The organism is Pseudomonas sp. UBA3149, assembly GCF_002364655.1.
Lineage (GTDB): Bacteria > Pseudomonadota > Gammaproteobacteria > Pseudomonadales > Pseudomonadaceae > Chryseomonas > Chryseomonas luteola.
Genome location: NZ_DEYV01000039.1, coordinates 17,343 through 40,688, shown reverse-complemented (window position 1 = coordinate 40,688; position 23,346 = coordinate 17,343). Strand labels below are relative to the sequence as shown.

The following is a 23,346-nucleotide window of genomic DNA, read 5'->3' as shown; positions in this document are numbered from 1 at the left end:
CAGGTCATGCTTTATTATCCGATATCTTTTTGAGCCCATCGAGAGGCCTGCGGTCCGTTTCCGGGCCGATGGCGCGCAGGATAACTTTAAGGATGGCCGTGAAATCCCCCGCGTTTCGCAGAAAGTTTCCCTTGCTGGTTACTGGCAGTCTGCTGGCTTTTCAGCCGCTGACCTCCGTTCTTGCTGCTCCGGCAGCCCAGCAGTTCAACTGCGCTCCTTCCGCCACAGGCGGCTGGGCGTGTAATACTACCGAGGCCACGAGTAATGTGCCTCCCCGCCCAGCTCATACGGAGTCGGCTGTCAGTGCAGGCGATGGCCCGCAGACCGCAGCCGCCCGAGAGCCGGGGAAGACGCTGGTCACCGAGAGCGAAGGCCGAGGCCTTGCTTCCCGAAGCGCGGACTATAGCCATCTGGATTGGGTGCCGCGTGAAAAGCTGACCCCTGCGCAGCTGGCGGAAACAGGCCCCTACTGCTCGGGCGCCTATGTCGAGCCACAGCGCCCCGGCATGAATGACAAAACGCCGATGAGCGAATCGCCGACGTACGTCACCGCCAAGGTGTCTCGCTATCAGGAAGAGACTCAAACCGCCACCCTCGCAGGTGATGTAATCCTGCGGCAAGGTCACATGCAGGTCGAGGCGAATGAGGCCAACCTGCATCGGACTGACAACCGGGGCGAGCTGAACGGTAACGTCAAGTTCCGTGACAATGGCATGCTCGTGGTGGGCGACAATGCTCAAGTGCAACTCGACAACGGCGCCGTTCAGGTGGATAACGCCGAATACGTTGTGCACCAGAGCCGCATTCGGGGCAGCGCGCTGTATGTCAAGCGCGGCGAAGACGCCATTATCCGTCTAAAAGACGGTACCTATACGACATGCGAGCCGGGCAGCAACTCATGGACCGTCAAGGGCAATAACGTTACGTTGAACCCCGCGACCGGCCTGGGCTATGCCACCAACGCGACCTTGCGCGTCAAGGACTTCCCGGTCCTCTATACACCGTTCATTTATTTCCCGATCGATAATCGTCGTCAGTCAGGCTTCCTGCCGCCGACCATTGCCTCGTCGAGCGATAACGGTCTAACCGTCGTAACGCCCTACTACTTCAACCTGGCGCCCAATTACGACGCGACTCTGTACCCACGCTACATGACCAAGCGCGGCCTGATGATGGAAGGTGAGTTCCGTTATCTGACACGCAGCAGCGAAGGTCAGATCAGCGCGGCGTACCTGAACGATCAGGAAAATGATCATGAAGGCATGCCGGAAGCAACGGACAGGCGCTGGCTGTACGGTTGGAAAAACCGCACAGGCCTGGACTCCCGCTGGCTGGCAGAAGTCGACTACACCAAGATCAGCGATCCGTATTACTTCCAGGATCTGGATACCGATCTAGGCATCAGCAAACCCACCTACGTCAACCAGCAGGGCCAACTGACGTACCGTGGTGATACCTATACGGCGCGCTTGAACGCACAGGCTTACCAGCTCGCTACGGTATCCGACGTGACACCGTATAACCGCCTGCCACAACTCACATTGGATGGGCGCCTGCCTTACAACCCAGGCGGTCTGCAGTTTACCTATGGTACTGAGTTTGTTCGATTTGAACGCAGCCTGGACAATGACATTTACTTTGATGTCGATGAAAGAGGAGATAGAATTTTAGGCTCCGACCGCCAGCGTGCTGACGTGAGACTGTTTGGCCTTTCCCGCGCCGAAGGTGATCGTATCCACGCTGAGCCTGGTATTTCCCTGCCGATGAATGCCAGCTGGGGCTACCTGACGCCCTCTGTTCGATATGCTTATACTCGTTACGATCTGGATCTGGACAGCCAAGGTCAAAGTGATCTGAACTCTTCATTCTCAGACGCTCGCCGTCGCTTTGCAGGCTCCAGTCTACAAAGCTTCAACGATAGCCCAAGCCGTTCTGTGCCTATCGTAAGCATCGACAGCGGTCTGTATTTCGATCGTAATTCCAACCTGTTCGGCGAAGGCGGCAAGCAGACCCTGGAGCCTCGTGCCAAGTACTTGTATGTCCCATACAAGGACCAGGATGACATCCCGGTATTCGATACCAGCGAATATACCTTCAGCTATGACTCCTTGTGGCGTGATAACCGCTTTACAGGCAGAGACCGGATTGGCGATGCCAATCAGCTGGCCTTGGGTGCAACCTCCCGCTTCATCGAGCCGAGTGGCTTTGAGCGAGCCAATGTCAGCTTTGGCCAACTGTTCTACTTCCGCGACCGTCGCGTACAACTGCCAGGTTTGACGGAAGATGATATTGAATACGCACGTCGCTTCCCCGCTCCGGGTATAGATCAAAATATCGATAATCCCCAGGCTGATTCCTGGCGCTCGCCCTATGCACTGGCGGGTATGTACCGCTTCAACCGCGACTGGCGCGTCAATGGAGAGTTCAACTGGGATCCGACCATTAACCACACGGACTCTGGCAGCGTAATGTTCCATTACCAGCCGGAAAACGATCCCCGAAAGATCGTCAACGCAGGCTATCGCTACAGAAGCAATACACGCGTTTATGATCCCAACCTGGGCCGTTTCGCCTACAACAGCAACGATTACAAGATCGACCAGCATGATTTCTCTGTCATCTGGCCAATCGTTCCGCAGTGGTCCGCCATTGCCCGTTGGCAATTCGACTACAACAAGAGCCGTACACTCGAGGCCTTTGGCGGCTTCGAATATGACAGCTGCTGCTGGAAGCTGCGTCTGATCAACCGCTACTGGGTCGATACGGATGATGATGTTTTCTACAACTCCCAAACATCCAAGTCTGACCGCGGCGTCTTCCTGCAGATCGTCCTGAAAGGGCTCGGCAACGTCTTCGGTGGCAAGACCGAAGGCTTCCTGGATAAAGGCATTCAAGGCTATCGTGAACGTGAAGACCAAGCTATGTAACGCCATGCGCCCACTTGCTTTAGGTGTGGCGCTGACTATCAGCTCAATGGCCCATGCTGCCGTGGTACCGCTGGATCGAGTGGTTGCCATTGTAGACAACGATGTGGTGATGGAGAGTCAGCTCAGACAGCGCCTGACCGAGGTGAAGCAGAACATTGCCAAGCGGGGCGGCGAAGTACCACCCGACAGTGCTGTAGAAAATCAGGTACTGGAACGGCTGATTCTGGAAGACATACAGCTGCAGATCGCTGAACGTAGCGGCATTCGTATCTCGGAAGACGAGCTAAACCAGGCGGTTGCCACAATCGCTCAGCGCAACGGACTGAGCGTGGCTCAGTTTCGTCAGGCGCTGGCTCAGGATGGCTTGACCTATGACGATGTTCGCGACCAGGTACGTCGTGAGTTAACTATCAGTCGCGTACGGCAGCGTCAGGTAGCCCAGCGCATTCAAATCAGTCAGCAGGAAGTGCAGAATTTCCTGAACTCCGATTTGGGCCGCATTCAGCTATCAGAAGAATACCGCCTGGCCAATATTCTGATTCCTGTGGCGGATAGCGCTTCTTCCAGTGAAATCCAGGCTGCTGGCCAAAAGGCCATGCAGATCTATAACAAGGCTCGTCAGGGTGCTGACTTTGGCGAACTTGCCATTGCCAACTCGGCTGGCGATAACGCCTTGGATGGCGGTGAGATAGGCTGGCGGAAAGCCGCCCAGCTTCCACCTCCCTTCGATCAGATGATCAGCTCGATGAAGCCAGGTGACGTCACTGAGCCTGCTCGTGTACCGGGCGGTATTATCATCCTCAAGGTTGAGGAGAAGCGTGGCGGCGAAAGCTCGGTGGTTGACGAAGTTCATGTCCGCCATATTCTGCTAAAGCCAAACGAAATTCGCAGCGACGAGGAGACACGTCGTCTAGCGGAACGTCTGCGTGAGCGCATCGAGGGTGGTGAAGACTTTGCCGAACTGGCCAAGAGCTTTTCGGAAGATCCCGGTTCGGCACTTAACGGTGGCGACCTGAACTGGATCAACCCGGAGTCTCTGGTACCTGAGTTCCGCGAGGTCATGAACAGCACCTCTGCAGGCCAGCTGTCTCAGCCTTTCCGTACGCAATATGGCTGGCACATTCTGGAAGTCCTGGGTCGTCGCGCTACGGACAACAGCGAGCAGGTTCGTCAACAGCAAGCCCTCAACCTTCTGCGTAACCGCAAGTACGATCAGGAGCTGCAGCTGTGGCTGCGTCAGATCCGCGACGAGGCTTACGTGGAAATCAAAAAGTGATAGGGCCAAAGCGCTTTGCTTTGACGCCCGGGGAGCCAGCAGGCATCGGTCCGGACCTTTGCCTGCTGCTTGCTCAGCATCCTCAGCCCTACCCTCTTATTGCTATTGCCAGCCAGTCTCTACTTGCCGAGCGAGCCCAGCAGCTCGGCCTCTCAATTTCCCTTATCAGCGTTACGCCATCTGACTGGCCTGTAGAGCCCACTAACGCCGGGGCGCTTTATGTATGGGACACACCACTAGGCGCACCCGTGGTGGCTGGCCAATTGAGTCCTGCCAATGGTCACTATGTTCTGGAAACCCTGACTCGGGCCGCGCAGGGCTGCCTCAATGGCCACTTTGCCGGCATGATTACCGCACCGGTTCACAAGGGCGTGATCAATGAAGCAGGCGTTGCGTTCTCCGGACATACCGAATTTCTTGCCGACCTGACCCATACTCCGCAGGTTGTCATGATGTTGGCAACAAGGGGCCTGCGCGTGGCTCTTGTCACTACGCACTTGCCCTTACGTGAAGTGGCGGACGCCATCACTGGCGAGCGTGTCCAGCGTGTAGCGCGGATACTTCAGGCTGACCTGCAAGAGAAATTCGGTATTCCGAAGCCGCGAATTCTGGTCTGTGGCCTCAATCCCCACGCCGGCGAAGGCGGACACCTGGGCCGGGAAGAGATCGAGATCATCGAGCCTGCACTTGAGCAGTTGCGTGAAGAAGGCCTTGAACTGATAGGCCCTTTGCCAGCTGATACACTATTCACACCCAAATACCTTGATCACTGCGACGCCGTGCTCGCCATGTATCACGACCAGGGCCTGCCTGTGCTCAAGCACAAAGGCTTTGGTGCCGCGGTCAATATTACCTTAGGCCTACCGATCATTCGTACATCGGTCGACCATGGTACCGCCCTAGATCTGGCCGGAACGGGCCAAGTCGATACCGGCAGCCTGAGCGTTGCCCTGGAGACGGCCTATCAAATGGCCGAAACACATATCAATGACTGAGCTTTATCAACACAAGGCGCGCAAGCGTTTTGGACAGAATTTTCTTCATGATGCCGGCGTCATCCACCGCATCCTGCGCGCCATCAATGGAAAGGCAGGTGAACATCTGCTGGAAATCGGCCCTGGCCAAGGGGCGCTCACGGAAGGACTACTGTCCAGTGGCGCAACGCTGGATGTCATAGAGCTTGACCAGGATCTTATCCCCCTGCTCAAGCTAAAGTTTGGCCTGAACCCTCAGTTCACCCTCCATCAGGGTGATGCCCTCAAGTTCAATTTTGCCGAACTGGTTAGTGGCGAGAAGCTGCGTGTCGTGGGCAACCTGCCCTACAACATTTCCACTCCATTGATCTTCCATCTTTTGGACCATGCAGACGTTATCTCCGACATGCACTTCATGCTGCAGAAGGAAGTCGTCGAGCGGCTGGCAGCAGAGCCAGGCGGCGGCGATTGGGGACGTCTGTCAATCATGGTTCAATACCATTGTCGCGTTGAGCACCTTTTCAATGTGGGCCCTGGTGCATTCAATCCTCCACCCAAGGTGGATTCGGCCATTGTGCGCCTTGTTCCACATACCGAACGTCCGTATACCGCTAAAAATCCAAAGATGCTTGAGCGAGTCGTACGTGAAGCGTTCAATCAGCGCCGCAAGACCTTGCGCAATACACTCAAGGGTCTCATGAACAGTGATGCCATCGAGGCTGCCGGCGTTGAGCCGGGTCTACGCCCCGAGCAACTCGATATCGCAGCCTTTGTCCGCTTGGCCAATGCCTTGGCAGATCAGCCACAGAGCAACTAAGGTCATCTGAATAACCTGAATATTTAAGAGGTCAGCCTCAGTGTCCGACCCACGCTATTCCATTAAAGTAGCTGTTTCCACACGCTACCTGCCGGAGCAGTCTCAGGAGGCGCAGAATCGCTTCGCCTTCGCCTATGACGTCACCATTACCAATGAGGGCAGTCTGCCGGCACAGCTGCATGCACGGCACTGGATCATTACCGATGGCAATGGTCGAACCCAGGAGGTGCGCGGTGCTGGTGTGGTAGGCGAACAGCCTGTACTTGCACCAGGAGCAACGCACCAATACAGCAGCGGTACGGTGCTCGAAACCCGCGTAGGCAGTATGCGTGGCAGTTATCAGATGGAGGCCAGTGACGGCCATACCTTCGATGCCGTTATTGCGCCCTTCCGCCTCGCTGTTCCAGGTTCCTTACACTGATGACGCTTTATGCCGTTGGCGACTTGCAAGGTTGCCTTGACCCGCTCAAGTGCCTGCTCGAAGAAGTAGACTTCGATCCTGCGCAGGACCGTCTCTGGCTGGTTGGTGACCTGGTCAACCGTGGCCCGCAATCACTGGAAACGCTGCGTTTCCTGTATGACATGCGGGAGTCCATCGTCACCGTACTGGGCAACCATGACCTTCATCTTCTGGCGGTTTCGCTCCATCCCGAACGCATGAAGAAAAGCGATACGCTGCGCAAGATCCTCAAGGCGTCAGACTGCGACGAGCTGCTCTCCTGGCTTCGCCAGCAGCCGCTTCTTCATTACGATGAGCCGCGCGATACGATTCTGGTTCATGCTGGTCTGCCGCCGCAGTGGACGCTGGAGAAGGCACTCTCCCTGGCCAAGGAAGTAGAAACTGTTCTGCGGGATGATGAGCACTTTCCACAGTTCATAGACGGTATGTACGGCAATGAGCCGGCACTCTGGGAGGAGAGCCTGGAGGGTGCTACTCGCTGGCGCGTTATTACCAACTACCTGACGCGCATGCGCTTCTGTGCACCGGACGGCACGTTGGAATTGAAAACCAAGGAAGCCTCCGGCAGTGCGCCTGACGGCTATGCCCCGTGGTTCAGCCATCCTGGTCGTCTGACGCGTCAGCATCGGCTGATCTTTGGCCATTGGGCGGCACTCGAAGGCCGCTGCGATGAGCCGGGCGTGTTTGCGCTGGATACCGGCTGTGTCTGGGGCAACAAAATGACCTTACTAAATGTCGATACCGGCGAGCGCCACAGTTGCGCCTGCCAGGAAGGAGACTAAAGATGAGCGAGTTTCACTGCATTGATCCTGAACAGGCGCTGGAGCTGCGCCAGCGTGGCGCAACAGTTGTGGATATCCGCGACCCTCATAGCTACGCCACCCTGCATATTGCGGGCTCTCAGCGGATCGATAACCAGACCCTGCCCGACTTCATGGCCCAGGCCGATATGGATCAGCCGCTGGTTGTCGTGTGCTATCACGGTCATTCAAGCCAGAGCGCTGCCGCTTTTTTTTCCCAGCAGGGTTTCAGCGAAGTCTACAGCCTCGATGGCGGCTTCGAAGTCTGGCGAAGCGTATATCCCGACGAGACGGAAAGCGGCTCGTTTTGATTGATCCTTCAAGTGCTTAGCACACGCTTTTGACGATCCCGTTACACATAAGTCTAAAGAGGGGCTTCCACATCTCCATAATCGGACTATTCTTGGATTAGGCCTTCCCATTCAGGGAGCCGGATTTCCGGCGGGCCATCGGTACGACCATTAGGTGTTCGGGGGAATTCCAAACGGTTGCTCCGTCGACTGTTGCTGTTTTCCGTGCACGCGTACGACCGATCCCAGCCGGCTCGAGGGTATCCAGCGAGGAGACGTCATGAGCATTTTCAGTCACTTCCAGGGGCGTTTCGAAGCGACTCGTCAGGAAGAATATTCCCTTCAGGAATATCTTGAGATCTGCAAGAAGGACCGTACTGCCTATGCCAGTGCCGCTGAGCGCATGCTCATGGCCATTGGTGAACCGGAGCTGGTAGATACCGCCAGCGATCCGCGCCTTTCGCGCATCTTTTCCAACAAGGTGATCCGTCGTTACCCTGCTTTTGCAGACTTCCACGGGATGGAAGATTGCATCGAGCAGATCGTTTCGTATTTTCGGCATGCTGCCCAAGGCCTCGAAGAGAAAAAGCAAATCCTTTATCTCCTGGGTCCTGTAGGGGGTGGTAAATCATCATTGGCGGAAAAGCTCAAGCAGCTGATCGAGCGTGTTCCGTTTTATGCCATCAAGGACTCTCCGGTCTTTGAATCTCCGCTGGGCCTATTCAATCCTGATGAAGATGGCCAGATTCTTGAAGAGGACTATGGCATTCCTCGCCACTATCTGCGCAGCATCATGTCGCCTTGGGCAGCCAAGCGATTGCAGGAGTTCGGCGGAGATATCAGCAAGTTCCGTGTTGTAAAGCTACACCCCTCCATCCTCAACCAGATCGCTATCGCCAAGACCGAGCCAGGCGATGAGAACAACCAGGACATTTCCGCGCTTGTCGGCAAGGTCGACATTCGCAAGCTCGAGGAATATCCGCAAAACGATGCAGACGCCTATAGCTACTCAGGCGCTTTATGCCGAGCCAACCAAGGCTTGATGGAATTTGTGGAAATGTTCAAGGCACCTATCAAGGTGCTGCACCCACTCCTGACCGCAACTCAGGAAGGCAACTACAACAGTACCGAAGGTCTGGGTGCCTTGCCCTACAGTGGGATCATCCTGGCGCACTCCAACGAATCAGAATGGCATACCTTCCGTAACAACAAGAATAACGAGGCCTTCATCGACCGTATCTACATCGTTAAGGTCCCGTATTGCCTGCGTGTTTCGGATGAGATGAAGATCTACGACAAGCTCCTCATCAACAGCTCTCTATCCAAAGCTCATTGCGCGCCCGATACGCTCAAAATGCTGGCGCAGTTCTCTGTACTTTCACGCCTGAAAGAGCCTGAGAACTCGAATATCTACTCCAAGATGCGGGTATACGACGGTGAAAACCTGAAGGACACTGATCCCAAGGCCAAATCGATTCAGGAGTATCGCGACACAGCAGGTGTCGATGAAGGCATGAACGGTTTGTCGACCCGTTTTGCCTTTAAGATTCTTTCACGTGTCTTCAACTTTGATGCCAACGAGATTGCAGCCAACCCTGTTCATTTGCTGTATGTGCTTGAGCAGCAGATCGAGCAGGAGCAGTTTCCGGCAGAAGTCCGCGAGCGCTACATGCGCTTTATCAAGGAATACTTGGCACCTCGTTATGTCGAGTTCATCGGCAAAGAGATTCAAACCGCCTACCTTGAATCGTACAGCGAATACGGACAGAACATTTTTGACCGCTACGTGTTGTACGCCGATTTCTGGATTCAGGATCAGGAATACCGTGACCCGGAAACAGGTGAAATTCTCAATCGCGCGGCGCTGAACGAGGAGCTGGAGAAGATCGAGAAGCCGGCAGGCATCAGCAACCCGAAAGACTTCCGCAACGAGATCGTCAACTTTGTGCTGCGCGCGCGTGCCAATAACAATGGCAAGAATCCCAGCTGGCTCTCTTACGAGAAGCTGCGCACGGTCATCGAGAAGAAGATGTTCTCGAACACCGAGGATCTCCTGCCGGTTATCAGCTTCAACGCCAAGGCAAGCAAGGAGGACCAACAAAAACACAACGACTTTGTGACTCGCATGGTCGAGCGTGGCTATACCGAGAAGCAAGTGCGGTTGCTGTCCGAGTGGTATCTGCGGGTACGGAAATCGCAGTAAAGAACGCAGTCGTATCGTCACAGGCAGAGGCGGCGTGACCGTGCTCTGCCGTGACCTGTCCGGCGGTAGGCAAATCGCAATATGCCAAGCCTATCGTAGGACCGCGGACTGCTCCATTTCCGAGCCCGGAGGGCGTCTATGAGTTATGTCATCGACCGGCGTTTGAATGGCAAGAATAAGAGCACGGTAAACCGTACACGTTTTCTGCGGCGTTACCGCGAGCACATCAAGAAGGCGGTCGAAGAGGCCGTGAGCCGCCGTTCCATTACCGATATGGAGCATGGCGAGCAAATCAGTATTCCTGGCCGCGACATTGATGAGCCCGTGCTGCATCACGGTCGTGGCGGCAAGCAAACGACCGTTCATCCCGGTAACAAGGAATTTTCTTCAGGAGACCGCATTCCGCGCCCCCAAGGAGGCGGTGGTGGCGGCGCAGGCCAAGGCAAAGCCAGCAACAGCGGCGAAGGCATGGATGACTTCGTGTTCCAGATTACCCAGGACGAATTTCTCGACTTCATGTTCGAGGATCTTGAACTGCCGAATCTGGTGAAAAAACAGCTGACCGGCAGCGACACGTTCAAGACGGTACGTGCTGGTATCAGCAGCGAAGGGAATCCGTCGCGCATCAATATCATCCGGACTTTACGCTCCGCTCATGCCCGGCGAATTGCTCTGTCGGGCGGAAGCCGCAACAAGCTGCGCGAAGTCAAGGCAGAGCTTGCACGCCTGCGTGTCGAGGAGCCGGACAACATCACTGATATCCAGGCGCTCGAAGCCGAGATTGTGCGTCTGCGCGCCCGGATCGATAAGGTCCCGTTCCTGGATACCTTTGACCTCAAGTACAACCTGTTGAGCAAACAGCCTACGCCAAGCTCAAAGGCCGTGATGTTCTGTCTGATGGACGTTTCCGGCTCGATGACTCAGGCGACCAAGGACATCGCCAAGCGCTTTTTCATCCTGCTCTATTTGTTTCTCAAGCGTAATTACGAGCGAATCGATGTGGTGTTTATTCGTCACCACACCAGCGCACGTGAAGTGGATGAAGAGGAGTTTTTCTATTCCCGTGAAACGGGCGGCACGATTGTGTCCAGTGCATTGAAGCTCATGCAGGAAATCATGGCGGAGCGGTACCCCATCAACGAGTGGAACCTGTATGCCGCGCAGGCCTCGGACGGTGACAACTGGAATGACGACTCGCCTATCTGCAGGGATATCCTAGTCCGCCAGATACTGCCGTTCATGCAGTACTACACCTATGTAGAGATCACGCCACGGGAACATCAGGCCTTGTGGTACGAATACGAACAGGTGCGCGGGGCGTTTCCCGAGTCCTTTTCGCAACAGCAGATCGTATCGGCTGCCGATATTTACCCGGTGTTTCGTGAACTGTTCCAGCGGAGGCTTGTGTCATGAAGCGTCAGCCTATTTCCACCGGCTCGGAATGGACATTTGAGCTTGTACAGACGTATGACCGGGAAATCGGTCGTATCGCTAAGCGCTATGCCTTGGATACCTATCCCAACCAAATTGAAATTATCACAGCCGAGCAGATGATGGACGCTTACGCGTCTGTTGGCATGCCTATCGGCTATAACCACTGGTCTTATGGTAAGCACTTCCTGCATACCGAAAAGCATTATAAGCGCGGACAGATGGGCCTGGCCTATGAAATCGTGATCAATTCGGATCCTTGCATCGCCTATCTGATGGAGGAAAACACCATCACGATGCAGGCCCTCGTAATTGCCCACGCCTGTTATGGGCATAACAGCTTCTTCAAGGGCAATTACCTGTTCCGGACCTGGACAGACGCCAGCTCCATCATCGATTACCTAGTGTTCGCCAAGCAGTACATCACGCAATGCGAAGAACGCCATGGCATTGATGCGGTAGAGGACCTCCTCGACTCCTGCCATGCACTGATGAATTATGGTGTGGATCGTTACAAGCGACCCTATCCCATTTCCGCTGAAGAGGAGCGCCGTCGGCAAAAGGAGCGTGAGGAGCTTCTGCAGCGACAGGTAAATGATCTCTGGCGCACCATCCCCAAGATGGGCGACAAGGATAAACACGAAGAGGATGCGCGTTTCCCGTCTGAGCCTCAGGAAAATATTCTTTATTTCCTTGAGAAACATGCCCCGCTGCTAGAGCCCTGGCAGCGTGAAGTTATCCGGATCGTGCGCAAGATCGCTCAGTACTTCTATCCGCAGCGGCAAACGCAGGTAATGAATGAAGGCTGGGCAACCTTCTGGCATTACACCTTGCTCAACGATCTCTACGATGAAGGCCTCGTAACCGATGGCTTCATGTTCGAGTTCCTGCAGTCTCACTCAGGCGTGATCTACCAGCCAAGCTTCGACAGCCCCTATTACAGCGGCATCAACCCTTACACCTTGGGCTTTTCCATGTTCCGCGATATTCGCCGGATCTGTGAGAATCCTACCGAAGAAGACAAGCGCTGGTTTCCGGATATCGCAGGCAGCGACTGGCTCTCTACCGTTACGTTCGCGATGAAGAGCTTCAAGGACGAAAGCTTTATCCTTCAATTCCTGTCGCCCAAGGTTATCCGGGATCTCAAGCTGTTCAGCATTCTGGACGATGATCACCGTGATGAGCTGGAAGTCGCGGCAATTCATGATGATCGGGGTTATCGCCTGATTCGTGAGCAGCTGGCAGCCCAGTACAATCTGGGCAATCGTGAGCCTAATATCCAGATCTGGAATATCAACCGTCGCGGTGATCGCTCGCTCACGCTGCGGCACACCCAGCATGATCGCAAACCCCTGGGCGATTCTACCGAGGAGGTACTCAAGCACTTGCATCGCTTATGGGGCTTTGACATTCACCTTGAAACCGCTCAGGGCGATCAGATCGTCAGCACCCAGCACGTTCCGCCCCGGGACGGCCACCGGGACCTTAACCCTCGGCGTACCGACATCGCTATCTCGCCCATCTAAATCCAAGGCCTCCTGTGAGGCCTTGTTTCTTTATATCCTTTTTGGCGTTTACCTACTTCATCGTTATCCTGCTGCCTTCAGGAGGTGAAGCATGCAGATATACAAGGTGGGTGGCGCGGTCCGGGATCGATTGCTAGGGCAGCCCGTTACGGAAGTCGATTGGGTTGTTGTCGGAGGTACCGCTGAAGAGCTTACCGCTCAGGGTTTTCGCCCCGTCGGTGCGGACTTTCCCGTCTTCCTTCATCCCAAGACCGGCGAGGAATACGCCCTGGCGCGTACTGAACGTAAAAGCGGTCGTGGCTATGGCGGCTTCACCTTTTTTGCAGACCCGGACGTCACCCTGGAAGACGATCTCATCCGCCGCGATCTGACCATCAACGCAATGGCAGAAGACGAAGCGGGCCACGTGATTGATCCCTATGGTGGCCTGAAGGATCTACATGCACGTCTGCTGCGCCATGTGTCCCCAGCGTTCATGGAGGACCCATTGCGGGTGCTGCGCGTAGCTCGTTTTGCGGCCCGCTATGCTCCGCTTGGGTTCAATGTCGCTCCGGAGACCCTTGAGCTGATGCAGCGCATGGCGACCAGCGGTGAACTGGACGCCCTGACACCCGAGCGCATGTGGAAAGAAATCTCCCGGGCGCTGATGGAGTCAAGGCCGGATGTTTTCATTCAGACCCTGCATGTCTGTGGTGCGCTGGCTGTACTGATACCCGAGATCGACTCCCTGCTCAAAGCCGATGCCGATCCGTCTACCAGCCATACCTTGCGGGTACTGCGCCAATGCGCCAGTCATAAGCAACCCCTTCCCATACGCTGGTCATGTCTACTCATGCAGGTGAAGGGCGATCAACACGAGTCAAACCAGGTTACCGACACGATCGAAGCCATCAATAACCGCTTCAAGTTGCCGCGTGACTGCAGTGAGCTGGCGTTATTGGTCAGCCAGTATCACCCGCACGTCCAGCGTGCAGCCGAGCTGAGTTCAACAGCGCTTCTGGCGCTATTCCAGTGCTTCGACCTGTTCCGTCGGCCGGCTCGCTTCGAGGAGTTCCTTCAAGCCTGTGAAATGGACCACTATGACGCAGCACTCCCCTATGCGCAGGCAAATTACATGCGCTCGATTGCGCAGGCTGCACGCGCAGTAACAGTACAACCTTTATTGGAGAAAGGACTTAAAGGCGCCGAACTTGGGGAGGCTTTGAAGCAGTCGCGCCTCGAGGCCATCGAGGCGTATTGCCGTGACTATTCTGCTGGAAAGGCCTGACACAGCGTGGCTGGCGTCAATGCCTGTCCACGCCATGTAAACGGTACCGGCCATAAACGCTGGACCTTGGGCATCGCAGCCCAAAGAGAAGCGTAATCACGGCCATCGACAGGATGCCTAACTGTGGCGGCCAATAACGAGAGCGGCCAAAGCACAAAGGCATTCTTGAGAATTTCTGCCCGCGGCAGAATCAGCCCATCCAGGTTTCCTACGAGATCGCCATAGGTCAGAATGTCGATATCAAGCGGCAAACCGGTACGATCTGCCGCGTATCGGCCATTATCAGCCTCGATGTGCTTTAAGCGAACAATCAAGTCAGCCAGGGACAATTCTGTCTGGGCCTTGACGACCAGGTTGAAGAACGGCTCGCTCTTGATACCCACGGCCTCGCTTTCAAAAACGGGAGAGCATGCCAGCTCTCCGCATAAGGCGGACAAGGCCTCCAGTGCCGCCGTCAGATGCTGCTCACGCGCGGTATTGCTGCCAAGGCCCAGGTATACCGTGGTCAGAGACATCCGCGCTCGATCTCCACACCAACCCCTGCCGCCGTCGGTACGGCACCCGGCTTGGTAATCTTCAGCCGCAACCCGGGCAATTGAAACTCCTGCATCAAGAGACTGGCCAGGCGCTCGGCAAACGTCTCGACCAACTGGAAGCTCGACTGCTGGGCGAACGCTGTAATACGTTCTGCCACCGCGGCGTAATTCAACGTCTTGTCCAGTTCATCGCTCTCGGCGGAAGGACGAATGTCCCAAGCCATGGTGACATCCAGACGCAAGCATTGACGAATTTCGCGCTCCCAGTCATACACACCAATAACGGTGTCAACTTCCAGTCCCTCGATGAATACCTTGTCCACGACCCTCTCCAGCGCCCATATGCGCATTATTTGAAAAGCCCAGCCACCGTATCGCGGTCAGACGAAGATTCCCATTAGAATCTGAAGGGACTGCCCCTCCGGGAACATCATTATGGTTTGGTTGCTGGCCACTTTTGCCTACCTGCTCGGCTCCGTATCGTTTGCCGTCCTGCTCAGCCGCGCCTTTGGTCTTAACGATCCCAGAACCAGTGGATCAGGCAATCCCGGTGCAACCAACATGTTTCGTCTTGGTGGCAAGCGCCTTGCCATCCTGACATTACTAGGCGACCTGAGCAAAAGCCTCGTCCCTATTCTCCTGGCACGTACCCTGGGCCTGTCAGAGGTCGAGCAGGCCTGGATCGGTCTGGCAGCAGTACTGGGCCATGTCTATCCGCTCTACTTTCAGTTTCGCGGCGGCAAAGGCGTCGCCACAGCGGCCGGTATGTTGCTAGGCCTGTATCCCTGGGCTGCATTGCTGGCGGCTGGCATCTGGGGAATCGTCTTCGCAATGACCCGTATCAGCTCCCTGGCTGCACTGGCCGCCACGTTGCTGTGCCTGCCGCTTATCGCCTGGCAACAACATGCCGCGTTATTGCCTCTGCTCGCGCTGACCATCCTTATCGTGCTTCGCCACCGAGCCAATCTCAAAGCCTTGCTGGCAGGACGAGAACGTCACTTCTAGAGAGCGTGACAGCTTTTGTTCCAAAAGATTTGCCAGACCACGCCCTTGACGTTACTCAGACCGCCGGCAACTGCTCCATTGGCCAACGCGCCTGCACCTGAATAGCGGGACCATCCTGCTGACCGGCCAGCAGACGCTGGCAACCGGCATACGCAATCATGGCGCCGTTGTCCGTACAGAAACGTGGGCGGGCATAAAAGACATGCCCACGTAGCTCCTTGAGCATGGTCTCCAACGAAGTTCTCAGCGCAGTATTGGCGCTGACACCGCCAGCAATTACCAGAGACTTGAGGCCTGTTTGCTTAAGGGCACGCTTGCACTTGATCGTCAGCGTCTCGACGACCGCACGCTGAAAGGCCAAGGCGATATCGCAACGCGTCTGCTCACTGTTATCCCCTGCCGCCTCGCATTGCTGCCAAGTGTTGAGAGCAAAAGTCTTTAAACCGCTGAAGCTGAAATCCAGACCAGGCCGGTCTGTCATCGGACGCGGAAAGACAAAGCGATCAGGATTGCCATTGAGCGCAAGTCGAGCAATCTCCGGCCCGCCTGGATAACCGAGCCCCAGGAGCTTGGCAGTCTTGTCAAAGGCTTCCCCCGCAGCATCGTCTACCGACTCGCCCAGAAGCTGATAACGGCCGATACCGTCCACCCGTACAAGCTGCGTATGGCCACCAGACACCAACAAGGCGACGAACGGAAATTCCGGCGGCTGCTCCTCCAGCATGGGCGCCAACAAATGGCCTTCCATGTGATGAACCCCCAACGCCGGAACACCCCATGCCAGACTCAGCGCCTGGGCAAAGGAGGCGCCTACCAGCAGCGCACCGACCAGGCCCGGACCGGCCGTATAGGCAATGGCATCGACATCGGCCGGCTTGCTGCCTGCCTCAGCCAATACCTGATTAATAAGAGGAAGCATTCGTTTTACATGGTCACGGGAGGCCAATTCAGGCACTACCCCACCATAAACACGATGCAAATCGATTTGACTGAATAGCGCATCGGACAAAAGTCCACGTTCGCTGTCAAAGAGTGCGACACCTGTTTCGTCGCAGGACGTTTCGAGTCCCAGAACACGCATGGGCAGATGGCCTTCGGCCTGACGATGAATGAAGGAAGGCATGATAATCCCACCCATTTGCTCAGACCAGTGCTTTCGTCCGGAAGCTTTGCATTTACCCCGGCGAAGCGTTACTATCCGCAACCCTTAAAAACCGACGCTTTACATGGCCAAGGCCTCAAGCGTTGAATCAACCCCCGGTAAAACATTGAAGGTACGACCTGGATGCCCGCCGTCAAAGTCAAAGAAAACGAACCCTTCGACGTAGCCCTGCGTCGTTTCAAGCGCTCTTGCGAAAAAGCCGGTGTTCTGGCTGAAGTTCGCAGCCGCGAGTTCTACGAGAAGCCTACTTCCGAGCGTAAGCGCAAGGCAGCTGCTGCTGTTAAGCGTCATGCCAAGAAAGTGCAGCGCGAACAGCGCCGCCGCGAGCGTCTGTACTGATCAGACGCCTGCAAGGCTAACGGCTCCGCCCGACCACTGGTCGGGCTGAACGTATGTGATCTGCTAATCCGCACCACCTGTCAAGCATGTCCCATGCCTGGCGCATTCCTGTTGAACATCCTTTCGCAACGTGCGTTAGTATGCTCAAGTTTCGATAGTCGAATTTATAATTCAACCAAGCGACCTGCGCATGGAAGCAACCGTTTTTCATCGCGTATGCTAATGGCCCTCCCTGAGCCGAATGCACCATGGCCGGATTGATCCCCCAGAGCTTTATCGACGACCTGCTCAACCGCACCGACATTGTCGAAGTGGTAGGGTCACGCATCAAGCTAAAAAAAACCGGCAAGAATTTTAGTGCGCTCTGTCCTTTTCATAACGAAAAGAGCCCTTCGTTCAGCGTAAGTCCAGACAAGCAGTTCTATTACTGCTTCGGCTGCGGCGCAGGCGGAAATGCCCTCGGCTTTGTCATGGACCATGACAATCTGGAGTTTCCCGAAGCTGTTGAAGAGCTGGCCAGAAAAGCCGGTCTTGACGTTCCCCGGGAAGAAAGCACCAGTGGCGGCCCACGCAAGCCGCGGCAGATGGTGGACTCTCCGCTGTATGCGCTGCTGGCCGACGCAGCCACGTTCTATCGTCAGTCGCTCAAGAGTCACCCCCAGCGTAAAGCCGCGGTGGATTACCTGAAGAAACGCGGCCTGACCGGCGAGATCGCACGTGATTATGGCCTGGGATTCGCACCGCCTGGCTGGGACAATCTGCTCAAGCATCTGGCAGGTGACGAGCTTCAGCAAAAAGCCATGATCGAGGCCGGCCTGCTGATCGAAAATACTGAAAACGGCAAACGCTACGATCGCTTCCGTGATCGGGTCATTTTTCCGATCAAGGACAGCCGTGGACGCGTTATCGCGTTTGGCGGTCGGGTACTGGGCGATGAGAAACCCAAGTACCTGAACTCTCCGGAAACGCCTGTTTTCCATAAGGGTCAAGAGCTGTACGGGCTGTTCGAGGCTCGCCGAGCCAACCGCGATCTTGACGAGATCATTGTCGTGGAAGGCTATATGGACGTGATTGCCCTGGCGCAGCAAGGCATACGAAATGCTGTTGCCACCCTGGGTACGTCTACCAGTGAGGAGCACATCAAGCGCTTGTTTCGTCTGGTGCCTCAAATTCTGTTCTGCTTTGATGGCGACAAGGCCGGTCGTAGCGCAGCATGGCGCGCGCTGGAATCAGCGCTCCCCACCCTACAGGACGGTCGCAAGATCCGCTTTCTCTTTCTTCCCGAAGGCGAAGATCCAGATTCTCTCGTCAGATCAGAGGGCCCGGACGCGTTTCAGGCACGTTTCGTCCAGCAGGCGCTGCCACTGGCCGAGTATTTCTTCCAGCAACTGGCAGCCGAGGCTGACCCGTCTACTCTGGAGGGAAAGGCGCACCTGGCGACACTGGCCATACCGCTGATTGAAAAGGTCCCGGGAAATAACCTGAAAGCGCTCATGCGCCTGCGCCTGACCGAGCTGACCGGGCTCAACAACGAGTCGCTCAATCAGTTTGCCAGCGCACCAGCCGCGACACCACGGCCTACGGACGAGCCTTACTACGAGCAGGATGCCTACTACGACAGCGGCTATGACTCACCTGCGCCTGCTGCGCCCTACCCGAGCACTCGCACAGGCAAGCCCTCGTATGGCGGGAAAAATGGGCTCCGCGGCAAGAAGTCGTTCGGCTTCAAAGGTGACCCTGCCATGCGTGCCCCACGCGAGCCGGTAAAGGTTGAACCGCCTACGCTTGCCGCATTACGCAGCCTGGTACACCGCCCTTCGCTGGCCTTGCAGGTTCAGGATGCAAAGAACATTGCCGAAGAAAATGACCAGTACGCACAGCTTCTTGTTGCCCTGGTTGATGCCTTGCAGAAGAAGCCCGAACAGAGCACGTTGCAGCTGCTGGCACGCTGGCACGGCACTGAACAAGGCAAACTATTACGTGTTTTAGCCGAAAAAGAGTGGTTGATTTCAGGTGATAACCTTGAACAACAGTTTTTCGACACCATTACTAGGCTTGCAGCAAGCCAGCGTGAACGCAGCCTTGAACAGCTGCTCCGCAAGGCGCGCCAAAGCGAACTCAGCATTGAAGAGAAGGACCGTCTGCGCGAGCTTCTTAGCCGCCCAGCTGTGCCATCAACCTGATTCTGGCAAGAAAGCCGCCTAATCGGCTATAATACTCAGCTTATTTTTGCCCGCCTATGCCTTCGTGGAAGGGTGTTTATGTCCGGAAAAGCGCAACAGCAATCTCGTCTTAAAGAGTTGATCGCCCGCGGTCGCGAGCAGGGTTACCTGACGTACTCGGAAGTCAACGATCACCTGCCGGAGGATATCTCCGATCCAGAACAGGTGGAAGACATCATCCGCATGATCAACGACATGGGGATCAACGTATTCGAAACAGCTCCGGATGCGGATACCCTACTGCTCGCAGAAGCGGATACCGATGAAGCCGCCGCTGAAGAAGCCGCCGCCGCACTGGCAGCAGTTGAAAGCGATGTTGGTCGTACCACCGACCCCGTGCGCATGTACATGCGTGAGATGGGTACCGTTGAACTCTTGACCCGTGAAGGCGAAATCGAAATCGCCAAGCGTATCGAGGAAGGTATCCGTGAAGTCATGAGCGCTATCGCTCACTTCCCGGGCTCGGTTGAATACATTCTCAGCGAATATGATCGGGTTACGTCCGAAGGCGGTCGCCTGTCTGACGTTCTCAGCGGCTACATCGATCCCGATGACGGCACGCTGCCTGAGAGCGAAAGCGATGACATTCCTGTGCCCAAGGCCAAGGATGCCGCTGCAGCCCAGAGCGACGACGAAGAAGAAAGCGAGAGCGATGATTCCGAGGAAGAGACCGAAAGCGGTCCGGACCCGGAAGAAGCTCGTCAGCGCTTCGCAGCCGTAGCCGAACAACTGGAGAAAACCCAAAAGGCGCTCCAGAAGCATGGCCGTAGCAGCGATCAGGCCATTGAAGAGCTGGTGGCCCTGGCCACGCTGTTCATGCCGATCAAGCTGGTACCCAAGCAGTACGAGATACTGGTAGGCCGCGTTCGCGAGTCGCTGGATCGTGTTCGTGCCCAGGAGCGCGCCATCATGCAGCTGTGTGTACGTGATGCACGTATGCCCCGCGCTGATTTCCTGCGTTCGTTCCCGAGCAACGAAACCAACCTTGAGTGGGTAGACAAGGTTCTCAAGAACAAGCCCAAGTATGCCGAGGCGATTGAGCGCCTGCGTCCTGATATCCAGCGCAACCAGGAAAAGCTGATTGCCCTGCAAAAGGAGCTTGACCTGACAGTTGCCGAGATCAAGGAGATCAATCGCAACATGTCCATCGGCGAAGCCAAGGCTCGTCGGGCGAAAAAAGAGATGGTTGAGGCCAACCTGCGTCTCGTGATCTCGATCGCCAAGAAGTACACAAACCGTGGCTTGCAGTTCCTTGATCTGATCCAGGAAGGCAACATCGGTCTGATGAAGGCGGTAGACAAGTTCGAATACCGCCGCGGCTACAAGTTCTCCACCTATGCGACCTGGTGGATTCGTCAGGCGATTACCCGCTCCATTGCGGACCAGGCACGGACCATCCGTATTCCGGTTCACATGATCGAGACGATCAACAAGCTCAATCGTATTTCCCGCCAGATGTTGCAGGAAATGGGCCGCGAGCCGACGCCGGAAGAGCTGGGTGAGCGTATGGATATGCCTGAGGACAAGATCCGCAAGGTATTGAAGATCGCTAAAGAGCCAATCTCCATGGAAACACCGATTGGTGATGATGAAGATTCGCACCTGGGTGATTTCATCGAAGACTCCACCATGCAGTCTCCGATCGAGGTAGCGACCAGCGAAAGCCTGAAGGAAGCGACTCGCGATGTACTGGCAGGACTGACGGCTCGTGAAGCCAAGGTACTGCGCATGCGTTTCGGCATCGATATGAATACTGACCATACACTTGAAGAGGTCGGTAAGCAGTTCGATGTGACACGCGAGCGTATTCGTCAGATCGAAGCCAAGGCCTTGCGTAAGCTGCGTCATCCGTCTCGTAGCGAGCATCTTCGCTCGTTCCTCGACGAGTAAATGAAAAACCGGAGCAAAAGCTCCGGTTTTTTATGCGCTTTATTTTGCCATTTGCTTCTATATGGGTATAATGCGCCCCTCTCGTAGGGCCTGTAGCTCAGTCGGTTAGAGCAGAGGACTCATAATCCTTTGGTCGAGAGTTCGAGTCTCTCCGGGCCCACCAGAAATTCGAAAGTATCACAGGGGCGTCGCCAAGCGGTAAGGCAGCAGGTTTTGATCCTGCCATGCGTTGGTTCGAATCCAGCCGCCCCTGCCATATCTCAGCGCCAAGCGCGTAATAAAAAAGGCTTACCTCGGTAAGCCTTTTTTATTTCTGCTCTCCTTACGCCTTCAGACCTGACGATCCGGAGGCCGAGCCCTGCGCGGAATGCATACCTGTCTCTACCAGGGTCAACCTCGGCTTAGCCGATTCAGTCGCCGTCGACTCGCCGAGAGGAAGCGTCACGCTGAACGTAGCCCCCTGTCCTTCGATGCTGCAGACACCTATCGTGCCACGGTGCGCCTTGACGATCTGATCGGCGATATAAAGCCCCAAGCCCAGCCCTGCAACGCCTTCGCTTCCACTAGCGCGCTCAAACTGGCGGAAAATACGCTCCTGATTCTCAGGCGAGATACCGATACCAAAGTCGCGTACGCTAAGTACAGCGCAGCCGTCCTTGACATCCAGTTTCACATGAACGGGCTTGCCTGCACCGTAGCGCATGGCATTGGTAAGCAGATTGGCAACAACCTGCTCGATTCGGAATTCGTCCCACTCCCCTTCGATGTATTCGGGAAGCTCTACCGTGACGTCACAGCCAGTCGCGTTGAGTTGCGGCATGAAATTTTCGACGATACTGGAAACCAGTTTCACCAGATCGAAACGGGAAGGTCGGATAGACAACTTGCCCGTCCGGATACGGGATACGTCGAGCATGTCATCGATCAGACGTACCAACTTCTGTACCTGACGCTCGTCCCTCTCGACCATCTCCATCAGCTTTTCAGGCGTAAAAGCTGCCATATTATTCTTGCCCAGGTAGATCTTGCGCAGCTGGGCTTCAAGAATCAGCGTATTGAGCGGGGTCTTCAGCTCATGGGAAACGATAGACATGAAGTCGTCGCGCATCCGCACCGCATGCTGCAACTCAACTTGCGTCTGGCGCAGCTCGGCCAGCAGCACCTCCTGCTCCTGACGGCTACGCTCAAGCGCCTCAAGCTGACGCCGCATGCCCTTGCGGTGCCGGTACAGGTCCACGAATACGCTGACCTTACTCTTGACCGCATGGATGTCGAGCGGCTTGTAAAGAAAGTCTACAGCTCCGCTCTCATAGCCTTTGAAGGCATAGTTGCGGTCATGACCGGCAGCACTGACAAAGACGATTGGAATATGTTTGGTCTTCTCGGTACTTCGCATCATTTCGGCAAGCTCGAAGCCGTTCATGACCGGCATCTGCACGTCCAGAATGGCAAGCGCAAATTCGTGCACGAGCAATAGCTCAAGCGCAGCCTCGGCAGAACCTGCCTTGAATACAGAGAGGTCCTCGTGTTTCAACAACGCCTCAAGTGCCAAAAGATTCTCTGGAAGATCGTCAACGATGAGAATCTTTGCTGTATTCACTTCTTTAAGCATTGTTCTGTTCCAGCTCGACGAGCAATGTATTAATGTCTCTGACAGGCAAAATGAAATCAGGAGTAAACAACTTGAGAGCCGCTTCTGGCATCGTAGGCACGAAGGCTTCAGCCGGATCCTGAACAACGGTCAACCCACCGGCACGGTGGATCGCTCTCAAGCCTGCCGCGCCGTCCTCATTGGCTCCGGTCAGTAGAACACCACAAAGGTGCTCGCCAAATACGTCTGCAGCACTTTCGAACAATACGTCGATTGAAGGCCGCGAAAAGTGCACACGCTCTTCCCGGCTCAGGGAGAGCGTTTTGTCCTGTTCGATCAGCAGATGGTACCCAGGCGGCGCAAAGTACAGTGTGCCAGGGTGCAGCGGTTCCTTTTCATCTGCTTCCTTGACGTCTATCTCCAGACGCAGTCGGAAAATTTCCGCTAGTTTACTGTCCTTGTCCTCGGGCATGTGTACTACCACGACGATAGGCAGGCGAAAAGTTTCGACCAAGCCGACCAATAGTACACTAAGTGCTTGTAGCCCACCCGCGGAAGCGCCTACAACAATTGCTTCAATTTGCCGCTGCGGCAGCGAAAAGAGGGTATCCGGCCCTTGTTTCATGACGA

At 55.6% G+C, this 23,346-nt stretch carries 20 protein-coding genes and 2 tRNA genes; 17 read left to right on the top strand and 5 right to left on the bottom strand.

Annotated features, from left to right (window positions below; genetic code table 11):
• Window positions 1-92 precede the first annotated feature (92 nt).
• The 11 genes from B3729_RS21670 (at window position 93) to B3729_RS21620 (ending at window position 13,971) form a co-directional block, all read left to right on the top strand.
• Entirely contained in the window at window positions 93-2,927 is a 2,835-nt protein-coding gene (locus B3729_RS21670; protein ID WP_286788974.1) for an LPS-assembly protein LptD, read from the top strand.
• Window positions 2,908-4,203, top strand: a complete 1,296-nt coding sequence (locus B3729_RS21665; protein WP_026004190.1) for a peptidylprolyl isomerase — start codon at window positions 2,908-2,910, stop codon at window positions 4,201-4,203. The genes B3729_RS21670 and B3729_RS21665 overlap by 20 nt, the downstream gene beginning before the upstream one ends.
• Window positions 4,203-5,198, top strand: a complete 996-nt coding sequence (gene pdxA / locus B3729_RS21660; RefSeq protein WP_122044713.1) for a 4-hydroxythreonine-4-phosphate dehydrogenase PdxA — start codon at window positions 4,203-4,205, stop codon at window positions 5,196-5,198. Before B3729_RS21665 ends, pdxA begins: the two co-directional genes overlap by 1 nt.
• On the top strand, window positions 5,191-5,994 hold the full coding sequence (gene rsmA, locus B3729_RS21655) for a 16S rRNA (adenine(1518)-N(6)/adenine(1519)-N(6))-dimethyltransferase RsmA (protein WP_010795977.1): 804 nt from the start codon (window positions 5,191-5,193) through the stop codon (window positions 5,992-5,994). Before pdxA ends, rsmA begins: the two co-directional genes overlap by 8 nt.
• Before the next feature lie 40 nt (window positions 5,995-6,034).
• Complete coding sequence (gene apaG / locus B3729_RS21650) at window positions 6,035-6,415, top strand: Co2+/Mg2+ efflux protein ApaG (protein ID WP_010795978.1); 381 nt, start codon at window positions 6,035-6,037, stop codon at window positions 6,413-6,415.
• The gene (locus tag B3729_RS21645) at window positions 6,415-7,236 is read left to right on the top strand and encodes a symmetrical bis(5'-nucleosyl)-tetraphosphatase (protein ID WP_150346480.1); all 822 of its coding nucleotides are present in this window, start codon (window positions 6,415-6,417) and stop codon (window positions 7,234-7,236) included. The genes apaG and B3729_RS21645 overlap by 1 nt, the downstream gene beginning before the upstream one ends.
• 2 nt (window positions 7,237-7,238) lie before the next feature.
• A complete protein-coding gene (gene glpE, locus B3729_RS21640) occupies window positions 7,239-7,565 on the top strand; it encodes a thiosulfate sulfurtransferase GlpE (protein ID WP_010795980.1) in 327 nt (108 codons plus the stop codon).
• 259 nt (window positions 7,566-7,824) lie between these two features.
• A complete protein-coding gene (locus tag B3729_RS21635; RefSeq protein WP_010795981.1) occupies window positions 7,825-9,747 on the top strand; it encodes a PrkA family serine protein kinase in 1,923 nt (640 codons plus the stop codon).
• Between the two features lie 138 nt (window positions 9,748-9,885).
• Window positions 9,886-11,160 carry a YeaH/YhbH family protein gene (locus B3729_RS21630; protein WP_010795982.1) on the top strand — a complete coding sequence of 425 codons (1,275 nt, stop codon included), beginning with the start codon at window positions 9,886-9,888 and terminating at the stop codon, window positions 11,158-11,160.
• Window positions 11,157-12,704: a SpoVR family protein gene (locus B3729_RS21625; protein ID WP_286788973.1), complete on the top strand. Its 1,548-nt coding sequence runs from the start codon at window positions 11,157-11,159 to the stop codon at window positions 12,702-12,704. The genes B3729_RS21630 and B3729_RS21625 overlap by 4 nt, the downstream gene beginning before the upstream one ends.
• A 91-nt stretch (window positions 12,705-12,795) precedes the next feature.
• Entirely contained in the window at window positions 12,796-13,971 is a 1,176-nt protein-coding gene (locus tag B3729_RS21620; protein ID WP_286788972.1) for a multifunctional CCA addition/repair protein, read from the top strand.
• On the opposite strand, the gene folK is transcribed toward B3729_RS21620, so the two are convergent.
• A complete protein-coding gene (gene folK / locus B3729_RS21615) occupies window positions 13,950-14,486 on the bottom strand; it encodes a 2-amino-4-hydroxy-6-hydroxymethyldihydropteridine diphosphokinase (RefSeq protein ID WP_010795985.1) in 537 nt (178 codons plus the stop codon). The two genes, B3729_RS21620 and folK, sit on opposite strands and share 22 nt — an antisense overlap.
• Window positions 14,477-14,830, bottom strand: a complete 354-nt coding sequence (folB, locus tag B3729_RS21610; protein WP_010795986.1) for a dihydroneopterin aldolase — start codon at window positions 14,828-14,830, stop codon at window positions 14,477-14,479. Before folB ends, folK begins: the two co-directional genes overlap by 10 nt.
• A gap of 112 nt (window positions 14,831-14,942) precedes the next feature.
• On the opposite strand from folB, the gene plsY reads away from it, so the two are divergent.
• Window positions 14,943-15,512 carry a glycerol-3-phosphate 1-O-acyltransferase PlsY gene (plsY, locus tag B3729_RS21605; RefSeq protein WP_010795987.1) on the top strand — a complete coding sequence of 190 codons (570 nt, stop codon included), beginning with the start codon at window positions 14,943-14,945 and terminating at the stop codon, window positions 15,510-15,512.
• A 55-nt stretch (window positions 15,513-15,567) separates the two neighbouring features.
• On the opposite strand, the gene tsaD is transcribed toward plsY, so the two are convergent.
• Complete coding sequence (tsaD, locus tag B3729_RS21600) at window positions 15,568-16,593, bottom strand: tRNA (adenosine(37)-N6)-threonylcarbamoyltransferase complex transferase subunit TsaD (RefSeq protein ID WP_026004189.1); 1,026 nt, start codon at window positions 16,591-16,593, stop codon at window positions 15,568-15,570.
• A 204-nt stretch (window positions 16,594-16,797) separates the two neighbouring features.
• On the opposite strand from tsaD, the gene rpsU reads away from it, so the two are divergent.
• The 5 genes from rpsU (at window position 16,798) to B3729_RS21575 (ending at window position 21,381) form a co-directional block, all read left to right on the top strand.
• Window positions 16,798-17,013: a 30S ribosomal protein S21 gene (gene rpsU, locus B3729_RS21595; protein WP_010795989.1), complete on the top strand. Its 216-nt coding sequence runs from the start codon at window positions 16,798-16,800 to the stop codon at window positions 17,011-17,013.
• 248 nt (window positions 17,014-17,261) lie between these two features.
• Window positions 17,262-19,196, top strand: a complete 1,935-nt coding sequence (gene dnaG, locus B3729_RS21590) for a DNA primase (protein WP_286788971.1) — start codon at window positions 17,262-17,264, stop codon at window positions 19,194-19,196.
• A 78-nt stretch (window positions 19,197-19,274) separates the two neighbouring features.
• Window positions 19,275-21,125, top strand: coding sequence for an RNA polymerase sigma factor RpoD (rpoD, locus tag B3729_RS21585; RefSeq protein WP_010795991.1), 1,851 nt, complete (start codon window positions 19,275-19,277; stop codon window positions 21,123-21,125).
• A gap of 86 nt (window positions 21,126-21,211) precedes the next feature.
• A tRNA-Ile gene (locus B3729_RS21580) sits at window positions 21,212-21,288 on the top strand.
• A gap of 18 nt (window positions 21,289-21,306) precedes the next feature.
• Window positions 21,307-21,381, top strand: a tRNA-Gln gene (locus B3729_RS21575).
• A 66-nt stretch (window positions 21,382-21,447) separates the two neighbouring features.
• Here the strand turns inward: B3729_RS21575 and B3729_RS21570 are convergent.
• Together B3729_RS21570 and B3729_RS21565 are read right to left on the bottom strand one after the other, a co-directional pair.
• Window positions 21,448-22,737 (bottom strand): hybrid sensor histidine kinase/response regulator, encoded by a 1,290-nt coding sequence (locus tag B3729_RS21570; protein ID WP_219651603.1) that lies wholly within the window; start codon window positions 22,735-22,737, stop codon window positions 21,448-21,450.
• Window positions 22,730-23,341, bottom strand: a complete 612-nt coding sequence (locus B3729_RS21565) for a chemotaxis protein CheB (protein WP_010795993.1) — start codon at window positions 23,339-23,341, stop codon at window positions 22,730-22,732. The genes B3729_RS21570 and B3729_RS21565 overlap by 8 nt, the downstream gene beginning before the upstream one ends.
• Between the last annotated feature and the right edge of the window lie 5 nt (window positions 23,342-23,346).